This is a genomic window from Roseobacter sp. (assembly GCF_024639605.1).
In the GTDB taxonomy this organism is placed as follows: Bacteria; Pseudomonadota; Alphaproteobacteria; order Rhodobacterales; family Rhodobacteraceae; genus Roseobacter.
Map to the genome: position 1 here is coordinate 1 of NZ_JAHEHZ010000029.1, position 19,621 is coordinate 19,621.

Consider the following 19,621-nt stretch of genomic DNA (forward strand, 5'->3'; position numbering starts at 1 on the left):
CCGGGGTGTGCGACATTCATCTGCTGCACTACGGCGCTGACCCGTCGCGCGGCCATGTTCCAGCTCTCGCCACCGGGCGCACTGACATCGCCGGGTTCTTCCCAGAACGACCGGCTCAGGACAGGGTCGCGTTCGGCCACCGCTTCGAAATGCATGCCGTCCCAGTCGCCGAAATGCATCTCCCGCAGGCCGGCATGGTGATCGAGCCGGTTGTGACCCGGGCCGGTGATCGCATCTGCTGTCGCAGAAGCACGCAGGAGATCCGAAGAAATGACCAGCGCCTGGCCGGGGAGCGTCTGCCGCAGCCTGCTGATCTGTGCCGTATCAGAGAGATCCGCCGGCACATCCCGCCATCCGACAAAGGCCATTTCATGTGTCGGCCCGTGGCGGACCCAGTGCCAGGTGGTCATGGCAGCTGTCCTTTGAGCACCTGCGGCAATCCGGCTGTCACAAGAACAACCACGTCTGCCTGAGCGGCCAGCGCGATGTTTAGCCGCCCCTGGAGGTCACGAAAACGGCGGGCAAGCGCGTTTTCCGGCACAATACCGTGGCCCACCTCATTAGAGACCAGCACGACCGGTCCGCGACACGCCGCCATACCCGATAACAGGCCGGACCGGGCGCGACCAATATCGTGTTCGTCCATCATAAGATTTGTCAGCCACATTGTTGCACAATCGATCAGGACCGCTTCTGATTCCGTGATGGTCTGCAGCCCCGGGCCGAGGTCTGTTTCATGCTCAAGCGTGCGCCACTGATCACTTCTGCGAGATTTATGCACCTTAATCCGTGATTTAATTTCATCGTCAAAGGCTCTCGATGTCGCAAGGTAAACAGGGTTTAAACGACTGCTTAATATATAGTTTTCAGCCCAGACAGATTTTCCCGAGGCGGCCCCGCCTAGAACGAACGTCAGCTTTGGCAACATTTTATCAACCTTTGCGGTGAACCAATCCGGTATATGGTGCGTAACTATATCAATTGTGCACGGCAAGGTGTGCTTCATCTGACTGGGAGATGTCGCTATGGCACTGGACACTGCAAGAGATATGTCGCTTTCACGCATTGCAATGAAAGCTGAGCTTCTGGACGCGGAAACTGAACTCAGGCTGGCTTATGCATGGCGTGACGAGCGCTGCGAGCAATCACTTCACCGACTGATTACGGCTTACATGCGGCTCGCGATTTCGATGGCGTCAAAATTTAAACGATATGGCGCCCCGATGAACGATCTGATTCAGGAAGCCGGTCTGGGCCTGATGAAGGCCGCTGACAAGTTTGACCCCGACCGCGGCGTGCGTTTTTCCACATACGCTGTCTGGTGGATCAAAGCCTCCATTCAGGATTATGTGATGCGCAACTGGTCCATGGTCCGCACCGGGTCCACGTCCTCGCAGAAATCGCTGTTTTTCAATATGCGCCGCGTTCAGGCCCGGCTTGAGCGTGAGAGCGCTGCCGCCGGCGAGACACTTGACAGGCATCAGCTGCGCCAGATGATTTCGACCGAGATCGGAGTGCCACTGCATGATGTCGAGATGATGGAAGGGCGCCTGTCTGGGTCTGACTATTCACTCAACGCCACGCAGTCGACCGAAGACGAGGGTCGTGAATGGATTGATGCGCTGGAAGACGACAGCGCGCAGGCCTCTGAAACGGTTGAGCACGCTCACGATACAGAACAGCTGCGCGAGTGGTTGCTGCATGCGATGAACGACCTGAATGAGCGCGAGCGCTTTATCGTGCGCGAACGCAAGCTTCGTGAGGCGCCACGTACGCTGGAGAGCCTTGGTCAGGAGCTGAGCCTGAGCAAAGAACGTGTGCGCCAGCTTGAGGCAGCAGCTTTTGGCAAGATGCGCAAGTCTCTGGAGAACCAGTCCCGGGAAGTACTGCATTTCCTCGCGTGACACACCGTTTCGTCGGCCTGATCTTTGCACTGAGCGCTGCCTTTCCGGCGGCGCTTATTGCGCAGCACGCTCCCTTGCCTGCACCCCGGTCGGCGGATGTGGTGTTTCTGGGCGAACTTCATGACAATCCGGAACATCACGCACGCCAGGCCGCCTGGGTGGCGCAAATTGCCCCTGAGACTCTGGTTTTCGAGATGCTGACCCCGGAACAGGCCGCCCGTGTGACGCCTGAGAATCGTGATGATGCGGAGGTCCTTGGCGAAACGCTTGGGTGGGAGGCATCCGGCTGGCCCGATTTTGCGATGTATTATCCGATTTTCGCTGCGGCCCCGGTGGCGCGGATTGCCGGTGCCGCGGTCCCGCGTGAGGCGTTGCAGGCGGCGGTCCGGCAGGATCCTGGCACAGCAGGGGATCCGGCGGTTTCCGCAGCTTTCGGACTGGATGAACCACTCAGCGATGCCGAACAGGAAGCCCGCGAAGCGCTGCAGGCCGCAGCCCACTGTGATGCGCTGCCTGAGGATATGCTGCCCGGCATGGTCAACGTGCAGCGGCTGCGCGATGCCACACTGGCGGCACGGGCGCTTGATGCATTCCGGGAGAGGGGCGGGCCTGTGGTTGTCATCACCGGGAACGGTCATGCCCGTACCGACTGGGGTGCGCCTGCGCTGCTGAAACGCGCAGCACCCGATCTGGCCGTTTTTGCGCTGGGTCAGGGCGAGAACGGCGACCCGCCCGGGGGCGATTTCGACCAGGTTGCGGACGCCGGGCCGGTTGACAGGGGCGATCCCTGCGAGGCGTTTCGCTGAAACCGGCCGGGATGTCGCAGTAATCCGGGCTGGTGGTCCGGAGCCGCTCATCCTATGATCCGGGCGAAGTATCCGGTGAAATGAGCGCTATCATGCTGACAGGTAAACATATTCTGCTGATCATCAGCGGCGGAATTGCGGCCTATAAATCGCTTGATCTGATCCGGCGGTTGCGTGAACGGGGTGCCACAGTAACACCGGTACTGACAACAGCGGCAGAGCAGTTCGTCACACCGCTTGCCGTGTCGGCACTGGCTGGTCAGAAGTGTTACCGCGATCTTTTTGATCTGACCGATGAAGCGGAGATGGGTCATATTCAGCTGAGCCGGGTGTCTGATCTGATCGTTGTTGCTCCCGCCACTGCCAATCTGATGGCGCAGATGGTGCACGGGCTTGCAGGTGATCTTGCGGGCACATTGTTGCTGGCAACCGATACGCCGGTGATGATAGCGCCTGCGATGAATGTGCGCATGTGGGAGCACCCCGCGACGCAGCGCAATCTGGAACAACTGCGCGCTGACGGGGTCTTTGTTGTCGGTCCTGCGTCCGGAGATATGGCCTGCGGAGAATACGGGCCGGGGCGGATGTCAGAACCGCTGGAAATTGTAGCCGCCATCGAAGGCGCGCTGAGCGGCGGACCCCTTGCAGGCCGTCATATCGTGGTGACTTCCGGGCCCACCCATGAGCCCATTGACCCGGTGCGTTACATCGCGAACCGGTCTTCGGGCGCGCAGGGCAGCGCCATTGCACGGGCACTGATCTCGCTCGGCGCGAAGGTGACCTTTGTGACCGGCCCGGCGGATGCGCCGCGCCCGCACGGTGCGCACGTGATTGAGGTGCAGACCGCGCAGGAAATGCACGATGCTGTGATCTCGGCTTTGCCCGCCGATGCCGGTATTTTTGCCGCAGCCGTCGCAGACTGGCGCATGGCCGAAGCCAATACGCGCAAGCTCAAAAAATCAAAAGACGGGTTGCCGGTTCTGGCTTTCGCTGAAAACCCGGACATCCTCCGGCATGTCTCGGGGCTGGGGGAAAACCGACCGGGGCTGGTGGTCGGGTTTGCGGCGGAGACTGACGACGTTATTGCCAACGCGACGGCCAAACGGGAGCGTAAGGGCTGCGACTGGATCCTGGCCAATGACGTGTCTCCGGCCACGGGTATCATGGGCGGCACAGAGAACGCGGTTGTGCTGATCGACGCGACAGGTGCCGAAACCTGGCCGCGCATGAGTAAGGACGAAGTGGCGCAGCGTCTGGCACAGCGTATTGCTGATGCTCTCGGCGCGGCGCAGAGCTGAGATCAAGGCAGGGAGTTCCGGGGTGGTTGAGATCAGAATTATGCCTGTGGACGGAGCGGATGTCGTGCTGCCCGGTTACGAAACCAGCGGCGCTGCAGGCGCGGATGTGCGGGCATATCTGCCGGACGGGCCGATGATCATCGCACCAGGCGAGCGGGCGCTGGTGCCCACCGGTCTGCAGATGGAAATCCCGCCCGGCTTTGAAGTTCAGGTGCGCCCCCGCTCCGGGCTTGCGCTGAAACACGGGCTGATGCTGGCAAACAGCCCCGGCACAATCGACAGCGATTATCGCGGCCCCGTCGGTGTAATCGTTCTGAACGCCGGCGAAGCGCCCTTTGAGGTCACGCACGGTCTGCGCATCGCGCAACTGGTCGTGGCGCCGGTGGTGCAGGCGGCGTTTACACGTGCCGGTACGCTGGATGACACCGCGCGCGGGGCGGGTGGTTTCGGCTCGACCGGGGTGGGCTGATGATCCTTGTTCTGGCACTGGCCGCTCTTTTGTGGGGCGTCGGGCATCTGATGGGTGCGCCACGCTCTGCGCGTATCCTGATGATCGGTCTGCTCTATATCGCCGTGCTGGCCCTGCACCTGCTTTTGCCTGATGGTCACCCGCTGCGCATGGCGACCGGAGAGAGCGCGGCTCTATGGCTGATTGTCGGCGGGTTTGCGGTGCTGGTCTGGGGGTACCGCCGTGTTCTTGCAGGTCTGCGGGCCCGCGCGGATGACGGCGAGGCAGAGCGCGCGGCAACAGGCCCGGTTCCTGCGTTCTCGGATACTGAGCTGAACCGGTATGCGCGCCATATCGTGTTGCGGGAAATCGGTGGTCCCGGACAAAAAGCGCTCAAAGAGGCAAAGGTGCTGGTGATCGGGGCGGGCGGTCTGGGTGCGCCGGCGCTGCAGTATCTGGCGGCGGCAGGTGTCGGCACCATCGGGGTAGTTGATGACGACAGTGTCGAAAACGCCAACCTTCAGCGCCAGGTGATTCACAAAGACAGCGCCATCGGTACGCCCAAGGTTTTCTCGGCGCAGGCTGAAATGGAAGCGCAGAACCCTTACGTCACTGTGCGCCCTTATCATCGGCGGCTGACGGCGGACATCGCCGCCCGGCTCTTTGCCGATTACGATCTGGTGCTGGACGGGACCGACAATTTCGACACCCGATATCTGGTCAATGAAACCGCAGTGGCGGCAGGTATTCCGCTGGTGTCCGGTGCGCTGAGCCAGTGGGAAGGACAGATCAGCGTCTTTGACCCGTCCGCCGGAGCACCCTGTTACCGTTGCGTCTTTGACGCACCGCCTGCCGCAGAGCTTGCACCCTCCTGCGCAGAGGCCGGCGTGATCGGGCCTTTGCCCGGTGTGATCGGCGCCATGATGGCGGTCGAGGCGATCAAGATCATCACCGGCGCGGGTGCTGTTCTGCGCGGGCATATGGTGATCTATGATGCGCTTTACGGTGAGAGCCGGCGGATCAGGGTCAGGCGCCGGGACGACTGCCCCACCTGCGCGGAAGTTTAGCGCGCCGGCACGTTTCTGGCGTGGTATCCGCATCGCGGTGGTTGTGCAGCCGGGGTCGCCACCCTAGCTTGAGCGCAAAGGAGAACCCCCATGAAAAATCCGCTGCTGCAGGACTGGAATACGCCGTTTGAGCTTCCCCCGTTTGACCATATCTCAGACGATGATTTTGAGCCGGCGCTTGAAACCGCACTGATGCAGCACAGGGCCGAGATCGACGCGATTGCGGGATCTGGCGATGCCCCGGATTTCGACAACACAATTGGTGCGCTGGAAGCAGCAGGTCAGGCGCTCGACAAGGTACTGGGCGTCTTTTTCAACATCGCCGGGGCCGACAGCAACCCGCGGCGCGAAGAGTTGCAGCGGCTCTTTTCGCCTAAGCTCTCGGCCCATTTCTCGGATATTTCCGGCAACAAAAAACTCTTTGCGCGGGTTGCTGCCGTCTGGCAGGCCCGCGGGGATCTGCCGCTGACCGAAGAGCAACAGCGCGTTCTCATGCTGACGCACCGCGGTTTTGTGCGCGCCGGGGCAGCACTTGAGGGCGACGCGGATGTCCGGATGAAAGAGATCAAAAGCCGGCTTGCGGTCCTCGGTACAGAGTTCACCCAGAACCTGCTGGCGGATGAGCGTGACTGGTTCATGCTTCTTGCAGAAGACGATCTTAAAGGATTGCCGGATTTTGTGATCTCTGCTGCGCGTGCCGCCGGTCATGAAAAAGACGCAGGCGGTCCGGTGATCACGCTTTCACGGTCTCTGATTGTGCCGTTCCTGCAGTTTTCGCCGCGCCGGGATCTGCGCGAAAAGGCCTTCAAGGCCTGGGCGGCACGGGGTGCTGGCGGTGGTAAAACGGACAACCGTGGCATTGCGGCTGAGATACTGGCGCTGCGCGAAGAGCGGGCAAAGCTCCTGGGGTATGAAAGCTTTGCTGCTTACAAGCTTGAGACCGAAATGGCCGGCACGCCTGAGGCTGTGCGCGATCTGCTGATGGCAGTCTGGTCACCTGCCCGCGCCCGGGCCGAAGCCGATGCAGAGGTTCTGACAAATATGATGCAGGCCGACGGCGTGAACGGGCCGCTTGCGCCATGGGACTGGCGATATTATGCGGAAAAACGCCGCGCGGCAGAGCATGATCTCGATGAAGCGGAGCTGAAACCCTATTTTCAGCTCGACCGGATGATTGATGCATCATTTTCCTGTGCGACCCGGCTTTTCGGGCTGGAGTTTGAACCGCTCGACGTGCCGCTTTACCACCCGGACTGCCGGGCCTGGGAGGTGACGCGCAACGGTGAGCACCTGGCTGTGTTCATAGGCGATTATTTCGCGCGCGGGTCCAAGCGTTCAGGGGCCTGGTGTTCCGCGATACGGTCACAGGCGAAATTTCCCGAAAACCAGACACCCGTTGTGGTGAACGTATGCAATTTCGCCAAGGGGGATCCGGCGTTGCTGTCTTATGATGACGCGCGCACACTCTTTCACGAATTTGGTCATGCACTGCATCAGATGCTGTCGGATGTGACATATGAGAGCGTGTCGGGCACGTCCGTGGCGCGTGACTTTGTTGAGCTGCCCAGCCAGCTTTACGAGCACTGGCTGGAAGTCCCCGAAGTTCTGTCGGAATTCGCCACCCACGCCGAAACCGGCGCGCCGATGCCGCAGGAAATGCTGGACAAGGTGCTGGGTGCTGCCAATTTCGACATGGGGTTCCAGACCGTTGAATATGTGGCCTCTGCCCTTGTGGATCTGGCATTTCATGACGGGCCGGCCCCGTCCGATCCACTCCGGATGCAGGCGGATGTTCTGGAAAAGCTTGGTATGCCGGCAGCGATCACGATGCGCCATGCTACGCCGCAGTTTGCCCATGTTTTTGCCGGCGACGGATATTCCAGCGGTTATTACAGCTATATGTGGTCCGAAGTGATGGACGCAGACGCCTTTGAGGCCTTTGAAGAGGCGGGGTCGGCCTTTGATGCGGACCGTGCGGCTTCGCTTGAAGAGCATATCCTTTCGACCGGTGGCAGCCGGGATGCAGCCGAGCTTTATACTGCATTCCGCGGGCGTCTGCCGGGTGTCGATGCGCTTTTGAAGGGGCGCGGTCTGGCTGCGGAATAACCGGCGCGTCAGTAACCGCGCTCCCGGTCCACGAGGTAAAGAAACGGCTCGCCCGCCTCACCCCGGCGGATGTTTTCGGCGATCACACGTGTGGCTGTCAGCTCCCGCGTTTCGGCGGCGATATGCGGCGTGACCGTTACCTGACGATGCGCCCAGAAGGGGTGCTCCGCGGGCAGGGGTTCGGTGCGGAACACATCCAGTGTAGCATGTGCTACCTGACCTCTGTCGAGGGCCGCAATGAGTGCGTCATCCTTGATCAGCGGACCCCGCCCCGGGTTGATCACAAATGCGCCTTTGCGCAGCAACGCAAGCCGCTGTTCGTTCAGCGTATTTTCCGTGGCCGGTGTGTCCGGCAGCAAAAGAATGACAATATCCGCGCCGCGCAATGCGTCATCAAGCCCGCTGTCGGCGTGATACATGTCGACGCCGTCAACCTCTTTGGGGGTGCGGCTCCATCCGCGTACTCTGAACTGCAGGGCGAGCAGGCTTTGCGCCACTGACGAGCCGAGTTCTCCCATACCCAGAATGGCAACAATGCGCTCTTCGGCGAGCGGCGGGGTGACCGGGTTCCATGCGCCGGACTGGTCGGTGATATGGGTATCCATTCCCAGATGGTGGCGCAACGTATGCCCGGTGACCCATTCGGTCATTGAACGCGTCATGCCCGGATCAACCATGCGCGCCAGCGGCTGTGTCAGTGTGTCATTGCCGGTAATCGCCTCGACGCCGGCCCACAGGTTCAGGACGGCTTTCGTCCGGGTGAAGGGCGTGAAATCCTGCACGTCGGAATTCGGGGCATAGACGATGTAATCCACATCGGCAGGGGGAAGGTCCTGTGACAGAACCGCGTCCGGAAAACCGGCCTCTTTCAGGGCAGAGCGCAGCGGTTCCGCATAGGTGTCCCAGCGCTCCTGGCGCGCGGCAAAAAGAATATTCACAGGCATCTGGTGGTCTTTCTATCTGGGGCGGTGGACGTGGGCGCTCTGCATCAGGCCAAAGGCCAGCAGCAGCACCAGCATCGCTGAGCCGCCGTAGCTCACCAGCGGCAGCGGGACGCCGACAACTGGCGCCAGCCCCATGACCATCGACATGTTGACAGCAAAGAATAAAAAGAAGTTGAGCGCGATACCGAGCGTCAGAAGCGACGCGAAACGGTCTTTGTTCATCAGCGCAGAGGACACACAGAATATGATAATGAGCGCATAAAGCCCCAGCAGCGACAGCGCGCCCATGAAGCCGAATTCCTCGGCCAGAGTGGTAAAGATGAAATCGGTATGCTTTTCGGGCAGAAAGTTCAGCCGGCTCTGGGTGCCCTGCATAAACCCGCGCCCTGTCCAGCCACCCGAGCCCAAAGCGATCTTTGACTGGGTAATGTGATAGCCGGCGCCCAGCGGATCAGTGCTGGGATCGAGGAAGGTATCAATGCGGCGGTACTGATAGTCTTTCAGCAGTTGCCATGGCGTGCCACGGGACTGAAAGACGGCGCTGATCAGCCCGATACCGCTGGCAATGACAGCGGCGAAATAGGCCCAGTGCACACCGGCCAGAAACATCAGCCCGCCGCCGGCTGCGAGCAGCAGGATGGAGGTACCGAGATCGGGCTGTTTCAATACCAGCGCCACCGGTACAAGAATGATCAGAACCGGTATGAGCACCCAGAAGGGGCGCGATGTCTTGCGGGCCGGCAGCCAGTCGTAATAGGCGGCCAGCAACATCACGAGCGTGATTTTCATCAGCTCAGAGGGTTGAAGCCGCATGAACCCCAGATCAATCCAGCGCTGCGCACCCATGCCCACGGTACCGAAAAGCTCAACCGCGATCAGCAACAGCAGCGCCCCGAGATATGCGACGCCCGAAAGACTGCGCCAGAACCATATCGGCACCATCGCGACCATGATCATCAGAACAAAACCAAGCGCAAAACGCTTCATCTGCGGCTCGGCCCAGGGGGTGAAAGAGCCACCTGCAACTGAGTAAAGCATCAGAAAGCCGGCGCCGGAGACCGAGGCCAGCAAGAGTGCCACAGGCCAGTTCAGATGCAGGATCTTGCGCCATCCCGTGGGCGTCGATTTGACCGCATACTCCAGATAACTCACGCCTGGTCGCTCCCGGGTACGGAAACAAGCGGCTGCATATCGCGCAGGCGTTCCTGCTGCTCGGCAATGTGTTCGCGGTCTTTCGACGGATAGGCCTCGAGCGGTGGCGGTCCATCGTAGAGCGCCTGCAGCGTGATGTCGCGTGCAATCGGGGCTGCGGCCTTGGAGCCACCTCCACCGTGTTCGACAATCACAGCGACGGCGTACTTTGGATTGTCATAGGGCGCGAAGTTCACAAACAGCGCGTGATCGCGACGTTCCCAGGGCAGATCCTCATTGCTGATCACGCCCGCGCGCCGTTCTGCGGCGGTGATATTGCGCACCTGGCTGGTGCCGGTTTTTCCGGCCATGCGCATCGTTTCTTCGATAATGCGCGAGCCATAGGCCGTACCGCGCCGGTTATTTACGACCTCATACATCGCCCGGCGCATCCGGCGCATATTGATCTCGCTGACACCGATCGGCTCTCCGGCGCGCGAGGGCTCCTCGACGCCGTTTACGGATTTTACCAGCCGTGGTTCAACGGACCGCCCTGTGGCAATGCGCGCGGTCATTACGGCGAGCTGCATCGGAGATGTCAGCATGAACCCCTGGCCGATCGAGACGTTGACTGTATCGCCGACGCGCCAGCTTTGTCCGTAGGTCTGTGATTTCCAGTCCATCGTCGGTGCGAGCCCCTTGGCAACCGCTGACATCGGCACATCGTGGCGGATGCCAAGACCGAATTTGCGGGCCATGGCGGAGATGTTTTCGATGCCGACCTTGATCGCCAGATCGTAGTAATAGACGTCGCAGGAGCGTTTCAGAGAGGTTTCGAGATCGACCCAGCCGTGGCCCGCGCGTTTCCAGCAGTGAAAGCGGCGACCGGAAACCTCAAGATGGCCCGGGCAATAGGCAGTGTCATCAGGGCCGATGATACCTGCCTCAAGACCTGCCAGTGCAGTGATCATCTTGAAGGTCGAACCGGGAGGATAGACGCCCTGAACCGTTTTGCTTGCCAGCGGGCGGTATTTGTTGCTGGTCAGCGTTGCATAGTCTTTCGACGAAATACCACGCACAAAGAGATTGGGATCAAAGGTCGGCGCAGAGGCGCAGGCCAGCAGATCACCGGTGTCACAGTCCATAATCACAGCGCTTGCGCTTTCACCATCGAGCCGGGCCTGGACATAGCCCTGCAGCTTGGCGTCGATGCTCAGCTGAAGATCGGACCCCGGAATACCTTCGCGCCGGTCAAGCTCGCGCATCACGCGGCCACTTGCATTGACCTCGACCCGCTTGGCACCGGCCTTGCCGCGCAGCAGTGGTTCCAGCTTGGTTTCGACGCCGACTTTGCCGATCTGAAACCGCGGGATCATCAGTACCGGCTCGGGGTCATCGATCTTTGACAGATCATAGTCTGAAACCGGGCCGACATAGCCCAGAACATGTGCAAAATCAGACCCTTGTGGATAGACACGGCTGAGCCCGACCTCGGGTGTGACACCCGGCAGCGCCGGGGCATTCACGGACACGCGACTGATGTCTGCCCAGGTGACATCCGAGGCGATGGTGACTGGCAGGAACGGGGCAGACCGTCGCAGCTCTTCTTTGACGCGGTCTATGGTTTCGGTGTCCAGCGTGATGATCTGCGAAAGACGGGTCAGCGTTGCATCCACGTCGCCTGCGTCTTCGCGAACGATCACAATCCGGTAGGACGGCGCGTTCTGGGCAAGCCTGACACCGTTGCGATCAAAGACCTCCCCGCGCGAGGGTGGGATCAGGCGGATATTTATCCGGTTTTCTTCGGCCAGCAAACGGAACTGATCTGCCTGATCAACCTGTAGAAACTGCATCCGGGCCGCCAGTCCGCCCATAAAGAGAAGCTGTGCGCCGCCCAGAAGGGCCGCCCGCCGCGAGATCGAGCGGTGGCTGACATCGGTTTCCGCGCGTGTGCGTTTCATGCGTGTGCTCCGTCAGAGTCCGGGTGTCGTGCATGGTACCAGGTCATATGCGGCGTCCGCCGGGTTCAGGATCGCCCGGAGCCGCCTTGCGCACACCCATTATGCCATGGGTAACCGCTGCAACAAGTGGATAGAACAACATCGTCATCACCATTTCGAACAATGACAGCCCGAGAGGGGGCGGATCCACCATCGTGATGATCAGACCGACCCGGTATGCGACAGCGACACCGGCAATCGCGATACAGACCGACAGCCATTCACCGGCAAAGCTGCCATCGCGCAGCCCGCGCGCCCGGGACTTCAGATTTTCGCAGGCCAGCAAGGCCATAAGGGCCCAGAGACCAGGTGGCCGCTGCAACAGAAAATCGGCCAGCAGAAACAGGCCCGCCAGCGCCAGCACGGGCACATACTCAGGACGCCGCACAGACCACGCACAGGCCATCGCCAGCAGGATATCGGGGCCGACCCAGCGGCGCGGCGTGGTATCGAGCGGCAACAGATGGAAAAACAGGATCAGACAGACCAGCAGCGCAAAGCTGACCCGCTTGCCCCAAAGGCGGGTGACCGGTGCGTCGTTCACTGGCTCACCTCTTCGCGGGCAAGCTCGGGGAGTTGCGGGCCAATCACCGACGGCGTGTCGGGTACGGGTTCGGTGCCGTGATGGCGCAGCACCCGCAGAAATTCGAGCCGCTCAAAATCCGCGGCAAGCCGGACACGCAACTGCCCTGACGGGTCGCTTGCCACCTGACCGATCAGGAGACCCGCAGGAAAAACACCGCCGTCGCCGGTGCTTATGACCCGGTCGCCGGGGCGGATCTGGCCGGGGTTTTCGATGAAGTCCACAAGCGGCGCCGCGGTATTGTCGCCGGCCACGATTGTGCGCTGACCCGAAGGCTGGATTGACGCCGGAATGCGGCTGGAAGCATCGGTCAGCAGGATCACGCGGGCAGTGTTCTGACCGACCCCGGAAATTCGTCCGACAAGGCCGATGCCGTCCATGGTGGCCCAGCCATCGACGATCCCGTCGCGCGCGCCCACGTTCAGAAGCACGGACTGGCGAAAGGGCGAGCCGCTGTCGGCCAGCACCACACCGGAAATTACCGTCAGGCGCGGATCAAGCCGCACGTTGTTGAGATCAAGCAGCCGGGCGTTTTCCTGTTCAAGCTGCACGGCGGCCTCTTTCCAGGCCTGCATCTGGCGCAACTCTGAGCGCAGCTCGCGGTTCTGTTCGGCAAGCCTTTGATAGCTCTGGAAATCCTGCAGAAGGTTCACCGCACCGGTGACCGGCGCCATGGCCCATTCAAAGCCGGGCACAAACCGGTCGGTGATCTGGGCACGAAACCTTTCCACGCGCGGGCTGTCGATGCGCCAGAGCAGGAAAACGCCGAGCAGACAGAGTGCCACCGCAACAAGCAGCAACCGGCGCAGGGGGCCGGTATAGTCGCTGCTTTGTGATCGGTCTCTGGCCATTGGCCCGCTGTCTCCCGCCCGGGTGCAGGCAGGGCATTCTGCCGCAATCCGAAGTTACGTAACTTTGTGCCGGTCAGCTTTCGTAGTCGATAGCGTGACGCAGCTGTTTTTCGTATTCCAGTGCTTTGCCGGTCCCGAGTGCCACGCAGTTGAGCGACTCGTCCGCGATCGAAACCGCAAGGCCGGTCTGTTCGCGCAGTGCCAGATCAAGATCTCCGAGCAACGCGCCGCCGCCGGTGAGCATCACACCCCTGTCCACGATATCAGCCGCAAGGTCGGGCGGTGTGGTCTCAAGCGCCGTCATAACCGCTTCGCAGATCTGCTGCACGGGTTCGGCCAGCGCTTCGGCGATCTGTGCCTGCGTCACTTCGATTTCCTTTGGCACACCGTTCAGAAGGTCACGCCCGCGGATCTGCATCGAGGTACCCCGGCCATCGTCCGGCATACGCGCCGTGCCGATGGATGTCTTGATCCGTTCGGCGGTCGTCTCGCCCACGAGAAGGTTCTGCTGGCGGCGCAGGTAGCTGATGATCGCCTCGTCCATCCGGTCACCGCCGACGCGCACGGAGCGGGCATAAACAATGTCGCCAAGGCTCAGAACGGCCACTTCGGTGGTACCGCCACCGATATCCACAACCATATTGCCGGTGGGATCTGTGATCGGCATACCGGCGCCGATGGCGGCCGCGATGGGTTCTGCGATCAGACCTGCGCGCCGCGCGCCGGCGCTCAGAACCGACTGACGGATCGCACGTTTTTCAACCGGGGTGGCACCGTGGGGCACACAGACGATGATCTTGGGTTTGGAGAAGGTCGAGCGTTTATGCACCTTGCGGATAAAATGCTTAATCATTTCTTCTGCGGTATCGAAATCGGCGATGACACCTTCGCGCATCGGGCGGATCGCTTCTATGCTGCCGGGTGTCCTGCCGAGCATCAGCTTGGCATCCTCACCGACGGCGAGTACTTTTTTGACGCCATCCTTGATGTGATAGGCGACCACCGACGGTTCGGAGAGCACGATGCCCTTGCCCTTGACGTAAACAAGCGTGTTGGCCGTGCCGAGGTCAATCGCCATATCCGACGAAAAAAGACCACGAAAGCTGTCAAATAGACCCATGAAGATAAACCTTGCCCGAATTCATTGGTCCGTGCCCTGATCGGGCCGGTTGGCATGTGTTATATGCTTAGGCGCAGTTTGGTGAAAGGGGCGTTAACGACGATCTCGGCGTCATCTTGCTTTTTCGTGTCAAAAATGCACACGGAGTGGCCTCCCTGTGAGGCACCTTTCCATAAAGCGTTCAGGGCAGGGTCGGCGCGATGAGGTACATGGCCTCGATCGCAGCGCCGGGCTCGGCATCAGGGATGGCCTTGCGGAAAGCCTGCGCCATCGATCCGTTGGCATAAAGCTCTGACAACGCCCGATCAACGGCGAGCCTGAAATCGCTGTCCCCGCGGGCCATCGCAAGCCCGTGCTTTTCGACGGTGAGAATACCCTCAAAGATCTTCAGTTTGTTCTGGTTATCGCTGTTCAGCACCATATCCATCAGGATCGACTGATCGGCGAAATAGGCCTTAATTTCATCGTTCTCCAGCGCGGTCATCCCGTCGGGGTGGTTGCTGAAAGAGACGATCTGCGCTTCCAGACCTTCCCGGCTCAGTGTGTTTTCCAGCGCTTCTGCTGTTGTGGTGCCGCTACGCACGCCAATTTTCTGACCCGACAGGCCGCTCAGCGTTTCGGGCGCGTCGCGCCGCAGGGCCACCGCCGTGCCATCCACGTAAACCGGCTCGGAAAAATCCACGATCTCGCGGCGCGAGAGAGTGATCGTCGATGCCCCGCAGAGCAGGTCAATCTCGCCATTCGCCACTTTTTCAAAGCGGTTTCCGGTATCCACGGGTTCGAAGATCACATTGATGTCGGTAAGACCAAGCTGCTCGCCAATCAGGGGGGCAAGGGCAAAACAGACAATCGGAGTATAGCCCTGAGGGCGGCCATCCGCCTGATATGACAGCGGTGCTGCGTCGGTTCTGAAACCGAAGCGGATCTCGCCGGTCGACTTGATGCGATCAAGCGTTTGCGCGCCGGCGGCCACCGGCAATGCAAGCAGGGCGATTACGGCTGAAAGAATGATGCGCATGGATGTGTCCCCCCAAAAACGGTACGGCGTGTTCTGCTTTGGATGACTTTAACAGAAATCAGAGCCTGTGCAGCCGATTTTTGCAGAGAGGTCGCCGCAGGCCCCGCCGCAGATGACAGGGCCCCCGGGATCATAAGGCTTTCGTCTCAGCCAACGTCCTTGTAGCTGATCTCGCGGCGATCTTTGCCGCCCTTTTCGCGACGCACCAGCAGGCGGTTGAGTGCGTGGATATAGGCAAGTACAGAGGCTACGACCGTGTCGGTATGCGCCGACTGGCCGGTGACGATGCGCCCGTCTTCTTCCATGCGAACGGAAACAGTTGCCTGGGCGTCGGTTCCTTCTGTCACAGCCGACACCTGATAAAGCTGCAGACGCGCGGTGTGATCAACAAGCGCCTTGATCGCATTGAACGAAGCATCGACAGGGCCGTCGCCTGTTTGTTTTGTCCGCTGCTCCTGTCCGTCAATGACGAGGGTCAGATCGGCTTCCTGCGGCCCTTCGGTACCGCAGACAACCCGCAGCGATTTCAGCTGGATACGGTCGTTCTCAGGATCGGAGGAGGTCCGCATGAGGGCGATGAGATCGTCGTCGTAGATCTCTTTTTTGCGATCCGCGAGCTCTTTGAAGCGTACGAATACGTCTTTGAGCTGGTTGTCGCCAAGTTCAAAACCGAGATCTTCGAGTTTGGAGCGCAGAGCGGCGCGTCCCGAATGCTTGCCCATAACGATATTGGTCGCGGAGAGGCCAACATCCTCGGGCCGCATGATCTCGAAGGTTTCGGCATTTTTGAGCATGCCGTCCTGGTGGATGCCGGATTCGTGCGCAAAAGCGTTCTTGCCGACGATCGCCTTGTTGAACTGCACCGGAAAGCCCGAAACCGCCGCGACCCGGCGCGAGATATTCATGATTTTGGTGGCATCAATGCCGGTCTGATAGGGCATGATGTCGTTGCGGACCTTCAGGGCCATGACAACCTCTTCGAGGGCGGTGTTGCCCGCGCGTTCGCCCAGGCCATTGATGGTGCATTCGATCTGGCGCGCGCCGGCCTCGACGGCGGCCAGACTGTTGGCCGTGGCCATGCCGAGATCATTGTGACAATGCGTTGCAAAAGTGATCTCATCCGCACCGGGCACCCGCTCCAGCAGCATCCGGATGAGCGCTGCGGATTCGCGCGGCGCGGTGTAGCCCACGGTATCGGGGATGTTGATGGTCGTGGCGCCGCATTTAATGGCGATTTCCACGACCCGACAGAGATAATCTTCCTCCGTGCGGGTGGCGTCCATCGGCGACCACTGGACGTTATCACAGAGGTTGCGAGCCTGCGTTACCGTCTGCTCAATGCGTTCGGCCATCTGGTCCATATCGAGGTTCGGTATCGCCCGGTGCAACGGCGATGTGCCGATAAAGGTATGAATTCGCGGACGTTTTGCGTGTTTCACCGCATCCCAGCAGCGATCGATATCGCCGGGCTGCGCACGCGCCAGACCGCAGATCACGCTGTGGTTGGCAAGCTTTGCAATCTCAGCGACTGCATTGAAGTCACCGTCAGAGGCGATCGGAAAGCCGGCCTCGATGATATCGACGCCCATCTCATCGAGAAGCCCCGCAATCTCGAGCTTCTCAGCGTGGGTCATCGTCGCACCGGGGGACTGTTCGCCGTCCCGCAAGGTGGTGTCAAAAATCAGGACACGGTCCTGTTTGTCTGTATCTGTCATGTGTCGGTTCTTTCATTGTCTTCTGTTTCTCAGGCGCGCCGGCGATCCCTCTGAGCGGGCGCGCCAGGAAGGGCACGCTCAGAGGCGGCTTAGCAGAAGCAGGGCTGCGGGCGCGCGCAGGGTGCGGGCGCAGGAATGGATATGTGCAGCAGATCTCATGGCAATCGTTATACCGCAGTGATTCTAAATGGGAAGGGGTTTTGGAGCGGGTGCTGATTCCGGCGCGCCGGCCGGGGGCAGTTATCGGGGTCCCGCGCGGGCGCGATCCGCGCGCGTATACCAGGCGGGCCTTGAAGGTCGGTGACTTGCGGCTAGGTCGGCGGGGATGAGCAGAATACTTGTTATCGGGGCGTCTGGCGGCGTGGGGTCTGCGCTGGTCGCGGGCTGGAAAGCCCGGGGCAGCGACGTTGTGACCCTGTCGCGGTCGGCAAACGGCATGGATCTGACGGATGAGGCTTCGGTCGGGTCCGTTCTGAGCGGCCTGACGGGGACGTTTGATGCGGTTGTTGTTGCGACCGGCGCGCTTGAGATTGAGGGGGCCGGGCCGGAGAAAAGCATTCGCGCGGTCACACAGAAATCGATGCTGGATCAGTTTGCGCTTAATGCGGTGGGTCCTGCTTTGGTGCTGAGGCATGCGGGCGATCTGTTGCCGCGCGAGGAACGTGCTGTTTTTGCAGTGCTCTCTGCGCGGGTGGGATCGATCGGGGACAATCGCATCGGCGGCTGGATCAGTTACCGCAGCGCCAAAGCGGCGGTTAACCAGATTGTGCACACAGCGGCGATCGAGCTGACGAGGACCCATCCAAAAAGCATCTGCGTTGCGTTGCACCCGGGGACCGTGGCCACACCCTTTACCGAAAAATATCTCGGGCGGCATCCTGCGGTGGCTCCTGAGGAGGCCGCGGATAATCTGATCGGGGTCCTTGAGGGGCTAACGCCTGAGGACACCGGTCTTTTCTATGACTGGGCCGGCAAGGCGGTGCCATGGTGAGCCGGCTGGTTCTGGTGTTGGGCGATCAGCTGAACGCAGGGCTGTCTGCGCTGCGCGAGGCCGACCGGGAGCGCGATATCGTGGTGATGGCGGAGGTGGCCGATGAGGCCTCTTACGTGCAGCACCATCCGAAGAAAATCGCCCTAGTGTTCGCGGCGATGCGGAAGTTTGCACAATCGCTGCGCGGCGATGGCTGGACCGTGCGCTACAGCGAACTTGATGACACCGGAAATGCGGGCTCCGTTGTGGGAGAACTGCTTCGCCGTGCAGAGGAAACCGGTGCGGATGAGGTGCTGGCCACGGAGCCCGGCGAATGGCGGCTGATCAGCGCGCTGAAACACGCGCCGCTGAAAGTACGCATCCTGAGCGATGACAGATTTATCGCCTCACATGAGGAATTCGAGAGCTGGGCCAAAGGGCGCAAACAGCTGCGCATGGAGTATTTCTACCGCGACATGCGCCGCAAAACCGGGCTGATGATGGAGGGCGACAAACCCGCCGGCGACAAGTGGAATTACGATCACGACAACCGGAAACCTGCCCCCGATGAGGTGGATTTCGGCGGGCCGATGCAGTTCACACCGGATGAGACAACTAAGGCAGTACTGGATCTGGTCGAAGCGCGTTTTGGAAACCATTTCGGTGAGTTACGCCCGTTCTGGTTTGCCACCACCACCACTGAGGCGCGCCGGGCGCTGACCCATTTCGTCAAACACGCATTGCCGTCTTTTGGTGATTACCAGGATGCGATGCTGAATAATAACCGCTTTCTCTATCACGCGATCATTTCGCCTTATCTCAACATCGGGCTGCTCACACCGCTGGAAGTCTGCGAAGCGGTCGAGGCGGCGTGGAAAGCCGGCGATGTCCCGATTAATGCGGCCGAAGGGTTCATCCGCCAGGTTATCGGCTGGCGCGAGTATGTGCGCGGCATTTATTTCCTTGAAGGCCCGGAGTATCCGCAGCGCAATGGCCTTGGTCACGACCGCGACCTGCCGGATCTCTTTTGGGGCGGGGCGACGAAAATGAACTGCCTTGCACGTGCAGTGGAACAGACCCGCGAGGAAGCCTATGCGCACCATATCCAGCGGTTGATGGTGACAGGCAATTTCGGGCTGCTGGCGGGCGTTGATCCGGGGCAGATGCACGAATGGTATCTGGCCGTTTACGCGGATGCGTACGAATGGGTCGAGGCGCCCAATACGGTGGGTATGAGCCAGTTTGCGGACGGCGGTGTGATAGCCTCAAAGCCCTACGTCTCCAGCGGATCCTATATCAACCGGATGTCGGATTACTGCAAACACTGCGCGTATTCGGTGAGCAAAAAGACAGGCGAGGGGGCCTGCCCGTTCAACCTGCTTTACTGGCATTTTCTGGACCGCCACCGCGACCGGTTCGAGGGCAATCCGCGTATGGGGAATATGTACCGCACCTGGGACCGCATGGACGCAGACCGGCGCGAGACCGTGCTGTCAGAGGCTGCGGGTTTCCTCAAACGGCTGGACGCGGGCGAGAAGGTCTGACACCGGGTGCTGGGCTGTCCCCGCCGGGACGGGCGAGGCGGATCGAAGGTAAACACTTTAAATGATGAAGAAATTCTGCTCGCAGAAGATGCTGGTTGCGTGCGCAACCTCTGCAT

General features: G+C 60.6%; 18 protein-coding genes. 8 read left to right on the top strand and 10 right to left on the bottom strand.

Annotated features, from left to right (window positions below; translation table 11 throughout):
- A partial coding sequence (locus tag Q0M35_RS05835) for a histidine phosphatase family protein (RefSeq protein ID WP_295313281.1) occupies window positions 1-410 on the bottom strand: 410 nt, incomplete at its 3' end.
- A complete protein-coding gene (cobU, locus tag Q0M35_RS05840; RefSeq protein WP_366519640.1) occupies window positions 407-1,066 on the bottom strand; it encodes a bifunctional adenosylcobinamide kinase/adenosylcobinamide-phosphate guanylyltransferase in 660 nt (219 codons plus the stop codon). The genes cobU and Q0M35_RS05835, both read right to left, overlap by 4 nt.
- Between cobU and Q0M35_RS05845 the strand changes: the two genes are divergently transcribed.
- The 6 genes from Q0M35_RS05845 to Q0M35_RS05870 all read left to right on the top strand — a co-directional run bounded on the left by Q0M35_RS05845 (window position 1,026) and on the right by Q0M35_RS05870 (window position 7,629).
- Window positions 1,026-1,904 (top strand): RNA polymerase factor sigma-32, encoded by an 879-nt coding sequence (locus tag Q0M35_RS05845; protein WP_169639269.1) that lies wholly within the window; start codon window positions 1,026-1,028, stop codon window positions 1,902-1,904. The genes cobU and Q0M35_RS05845 overlap by 41 nt on opposite strands.
- Complete coding sequence (locus tag Q0M35_RS05850) at window positions 1,901-2,710, top strand: ChaN family lipoprotein (protein ID WP_295313282.1); 810 nt, start codon at window positions 1,901-1,903, stop codon at window positions 2,708-2,710. The genes Q0M35_RS05845 and Q0M35_RS05850 overlap by 4 nt, the downstream gene beginning before the upstream one ends.
- Before the next feature lie 92 nt (window positions 2,711-2,802).
- A complete protein-coding gene (gene coaBC, locus Q0M35_RS05855) occupies window positions 2,803-4,008 on the top strand; it encodes a bifunctional phosphopantothenoylcysteine decarboxylase/phosphopantothenate--cysteine ligase CoaBC (RefSeq protein ID WP_295313283.1) in 1,206 nt (401 codons plus the stop codon).
- A 22-nt stretch (window positions 4,009-4,030) separates the two neighbouring features.
- Complete coding sequence (dut, locus tag Q0M35_RS05860) at window positions 4,031-4,477, top strand: dUTP diphosphatase (RefSeq protein WP_295313284.1); 447 nt, start codon at window positions 4,031-4,033, stop codon at window positions 4,475-4,477.
- Window positions 4,477-5,523: a molybdopterin-synthase adenylyltransferase MoeB gene (gene moeB / locus Q0M35_RS05865; protein ID WP_295313285.1), complete on the top strand. Its 1,047-nt coding sequence runs from the start codon at window positions 4,477-4,479 to the stop codon at window positions 5,521-5,523. The genes dut and moeB overlap by 1 nt, the downstream gene beginning before the upstream one ends.
- A gap of 90 nt (window positions 5,524-5,613) precedes the next feature.
- Window positions 5,614-7,629, top strand: coding sequence for a M3 family metallopeptidase (locus Q0M35_RS05870; protein ID WP_295313286.1), 2,016 nt, complete (start codon window positions 5,614-5,616; stop codon window positions 7,627-7,629).
- Between the two features lie 8 nt (window positions 7,630-7,637).
- Here the strand turns inward: Q0M35_RS05870 and Q0M35_RS05875 are convergent, their stop codons facing one another.
- From Q0M35_RS05875 to Q0M35_RS05910, 8 genes are all read right to left on the bottom strand, one after another.
- Window positions 7,638-8,573 (bottom strand): glyoxylate/hydroxypyruvate reductase A, encoded by a 936-nt coding sequence (locus Q0M35_RS05875; RefSeq protein WP_295313287.1) that lies wholly within the window; start codon window positions 8,571-8,573, stop codon window positions 7,638-7,640.
- Window positions 8,574-8,585: 12 nt separating this feature from the next.
- On the bottom strand, window positions 8,586-9,725 hold the full coding sequence (gene rodA, locus Q0M35_RS05880) for a rod shape-determining protein RodA (protein ID WP_295313288.1): 1,140 nt from the start codon (window positions 9,723-9,725) through the stop codon (window positions 8,586-8,588).
- Window positions 9,722-11,665 carry a penicillin-binding protein 2 gene (gene mrdA / locus Q0M35_RS05885; protein ID WP_295313289.1) on the bottom strand — a complete coding sequence of 648 codons (1,944 nt, stop codon included), beginning with the start codon at window positions 11,663-11,665 and terminating at the stop codon, window positions 9,722-9,724. The genes rodA and mrdA overlap by 4 nt, the downstream gene beginning before the upstream one ends.
- A gap of 43 nt (window positions 11,666-11,708) precedes the next feature.
- A complete protein-coding gene (locus Q0M35_RS05890) occupies window positions 11,709-12,248 on the bottom strand; it encodes a rod shape-determining protein MreD (RefSeq protein WP_295313290.1) in 540 nt (179 codons plus the stop codon).
- Window positions 12,245-13,138, bottom strand: a complete 894-nt coding sequence (gene mreC / locus Q0M35_RS05895) for a rod shape-determining protein MreC (protein ID WP_295313291.1) — start codon at window positions 13,136-13,138, stop codon at window positions 12,245-12,247. The genes Q0M35_RS05890 and mreC overlap by 4 nt, the downstream gene beginning before the upstream one ends.
- A 73-nt stretch (window positions 13,139-13,211) precedes the next feature.
- Window positions 13,212-14,258, bottom strand: a complete 1,047-nt coding sequence (locus Q0M35_RS05900) for a rod shape-determining protein (RefSeq protein ID WP_169639279.1) — start codon at window positions 14,256-14,258, stop codon at window positions 13,212-13,214.
- Window positions 14,259-14,439: 181 nt separating this feature from the next.
- Window positions 14,440-15,276, bottom strand: a complete 837-nt coding sequence (locus Q0M35_RS05905) for an amino acid ABC transporter substrate-binding protein (protein ID WP_295313292.1) — start codon at window positions 15,274-15,276, stop codon at window positions 14,440-14,442.
- A 146-nt stretch (window positions 15,277-15,422) separates the two neighbouring features.
- Window positions 15,423-16,991: a 2-isopropylmalate synthase gene (locus Q0M35_RS05910; protein ID WP_295313293.1), complete on the bottom strand. Its 1,569-nt coding sequence runs from the start codon at window positions 16,989-16,991 to the stop codon at window positions 15,423-15,425.
- Between the two features lie 325 nt (window positions 16,992-17,316).
- On the opposite strand from Q0M35_RS05910, the gene Q0M35_RS05915 reads away from it, so the two are divergent.
- Complete coding sequence (locus Q0M35_RS05915; RefSeq protein WP_295313294.1) at window positions 17,317-17,982, top strand: SDR family NAD(P)-dependent oxidoreductase; 666 nt, start codon at window positions 17,317-17,319, stop codon at window positions 17,980-17,982.
- The gene (locus Q0M35_RS05920) at window positions 17,976-19,505 is read left to right on the top strand and encodes a cryptochrome/photolyase family protein (RefSeq protein ID WP_295313295.1); all 1,530 of its coding nucleotides are present in this window, start codon (window positions 17,976-17,978) and stop codon (window positions 19,503-19,505) included. Before Q0M35_RS05915 ends, Q0M35_RS05920 begins: the two co-directional genes overlap by 7 nt.
- Window positions 19,506-19,621: the final 116 nt, after the last annotated feature.

Bases quoted from the DNA above. Each gene is read 5' to 3' on its own strand.
- Q0M35_RS05910 (WP_295313293.1), bottom strand. From the start codon at position 16,991: ATGACAGATACAGACAAACAGGACCGTGTCCTGATTTTTGACACCACC.
- Q0M35_RS05875 (WP_295313287.1), bottom strand. From the start codon at position 8,573: ATGCCTGTGAATATTCTTTTTGCCGCGCGCCAGGAGCGCTGGGACACC.
- cobU (WP_366519640.1), bottom strand. From the start codon at position 1,066: ATGCGTGAAAGCGACATATCTCTTGCAGTGTCCAGTGCCATAGCGACA.
- Q0M35_RS05920 (WP_295313295.1), top strand. From the start codon at position 17,976: ATGGTGAGCCGGCTGGTTCTGGTGTTGGGCGATCAGCTGAACGCAGGG.
- mreC (WP_295313291.1), bottom strand. From the start codon at position 13,138: ATGGCCAGAGACCGATCACAAAGCAGCGACTATACCGGCCCCCTGCGC.
- Q0M35_RS05900 (WP_169639279.1), bottom strand. From the start codon at position 14,258: ATGGGTCTATTTGACAGCTTTCGTGGTCTTTTTTCGTCGGATATGGCG.
- Q0M35_RS05870 (WP_295313286.1), top strand. From the start codon at position 5,614: ATGAAAAATCCGCTGCTGCAGGACTGGAATACGCCGTTTGAGCTTCCC.
- moeB (WP_295313285.1), top strand. From the start codon at position 4,477: ATGATCCTTGTTCTGGCACTGGCCGCTCTTTTGTGGGGCGTCGGGCAT.
- Q0M35_RS05915 (WP_295313294.1), top strand. From the start codon at position 17,317: ATGAGCAGAATACTTGTTATCGGGGCGTCTGGCGGCGTGGGGTCTGCG.
- coaBC (WP_295313283.1), top strand. From the start codon at position 2,803: ATGCTGACAGGTAAACATATTCTGCTGATCATCAGCGGCGGAATTGCG.
- Q0M35_RS05905 (WP_295313292.1), bottom strand. From the start codon at position 15,276: ATGCGCATCATTCTTTCAGCCGTAATCGCCCTGCTTGCATTGCCGGTG.
- mrdA (WP_295313289.1), bottom strand. From the start codon at position 11,665: ATGAAACGCACACGCGCGGAAACCGATGTCAGCCACCGCTCGATCTCG.
- Q0M35_RS05845 (WP_169639269.1), top strand. From the start codon at position 1,026: ATGGCACTGGACACTGCAAGAGATATGTCGCTTTCACGCATTGCAATG.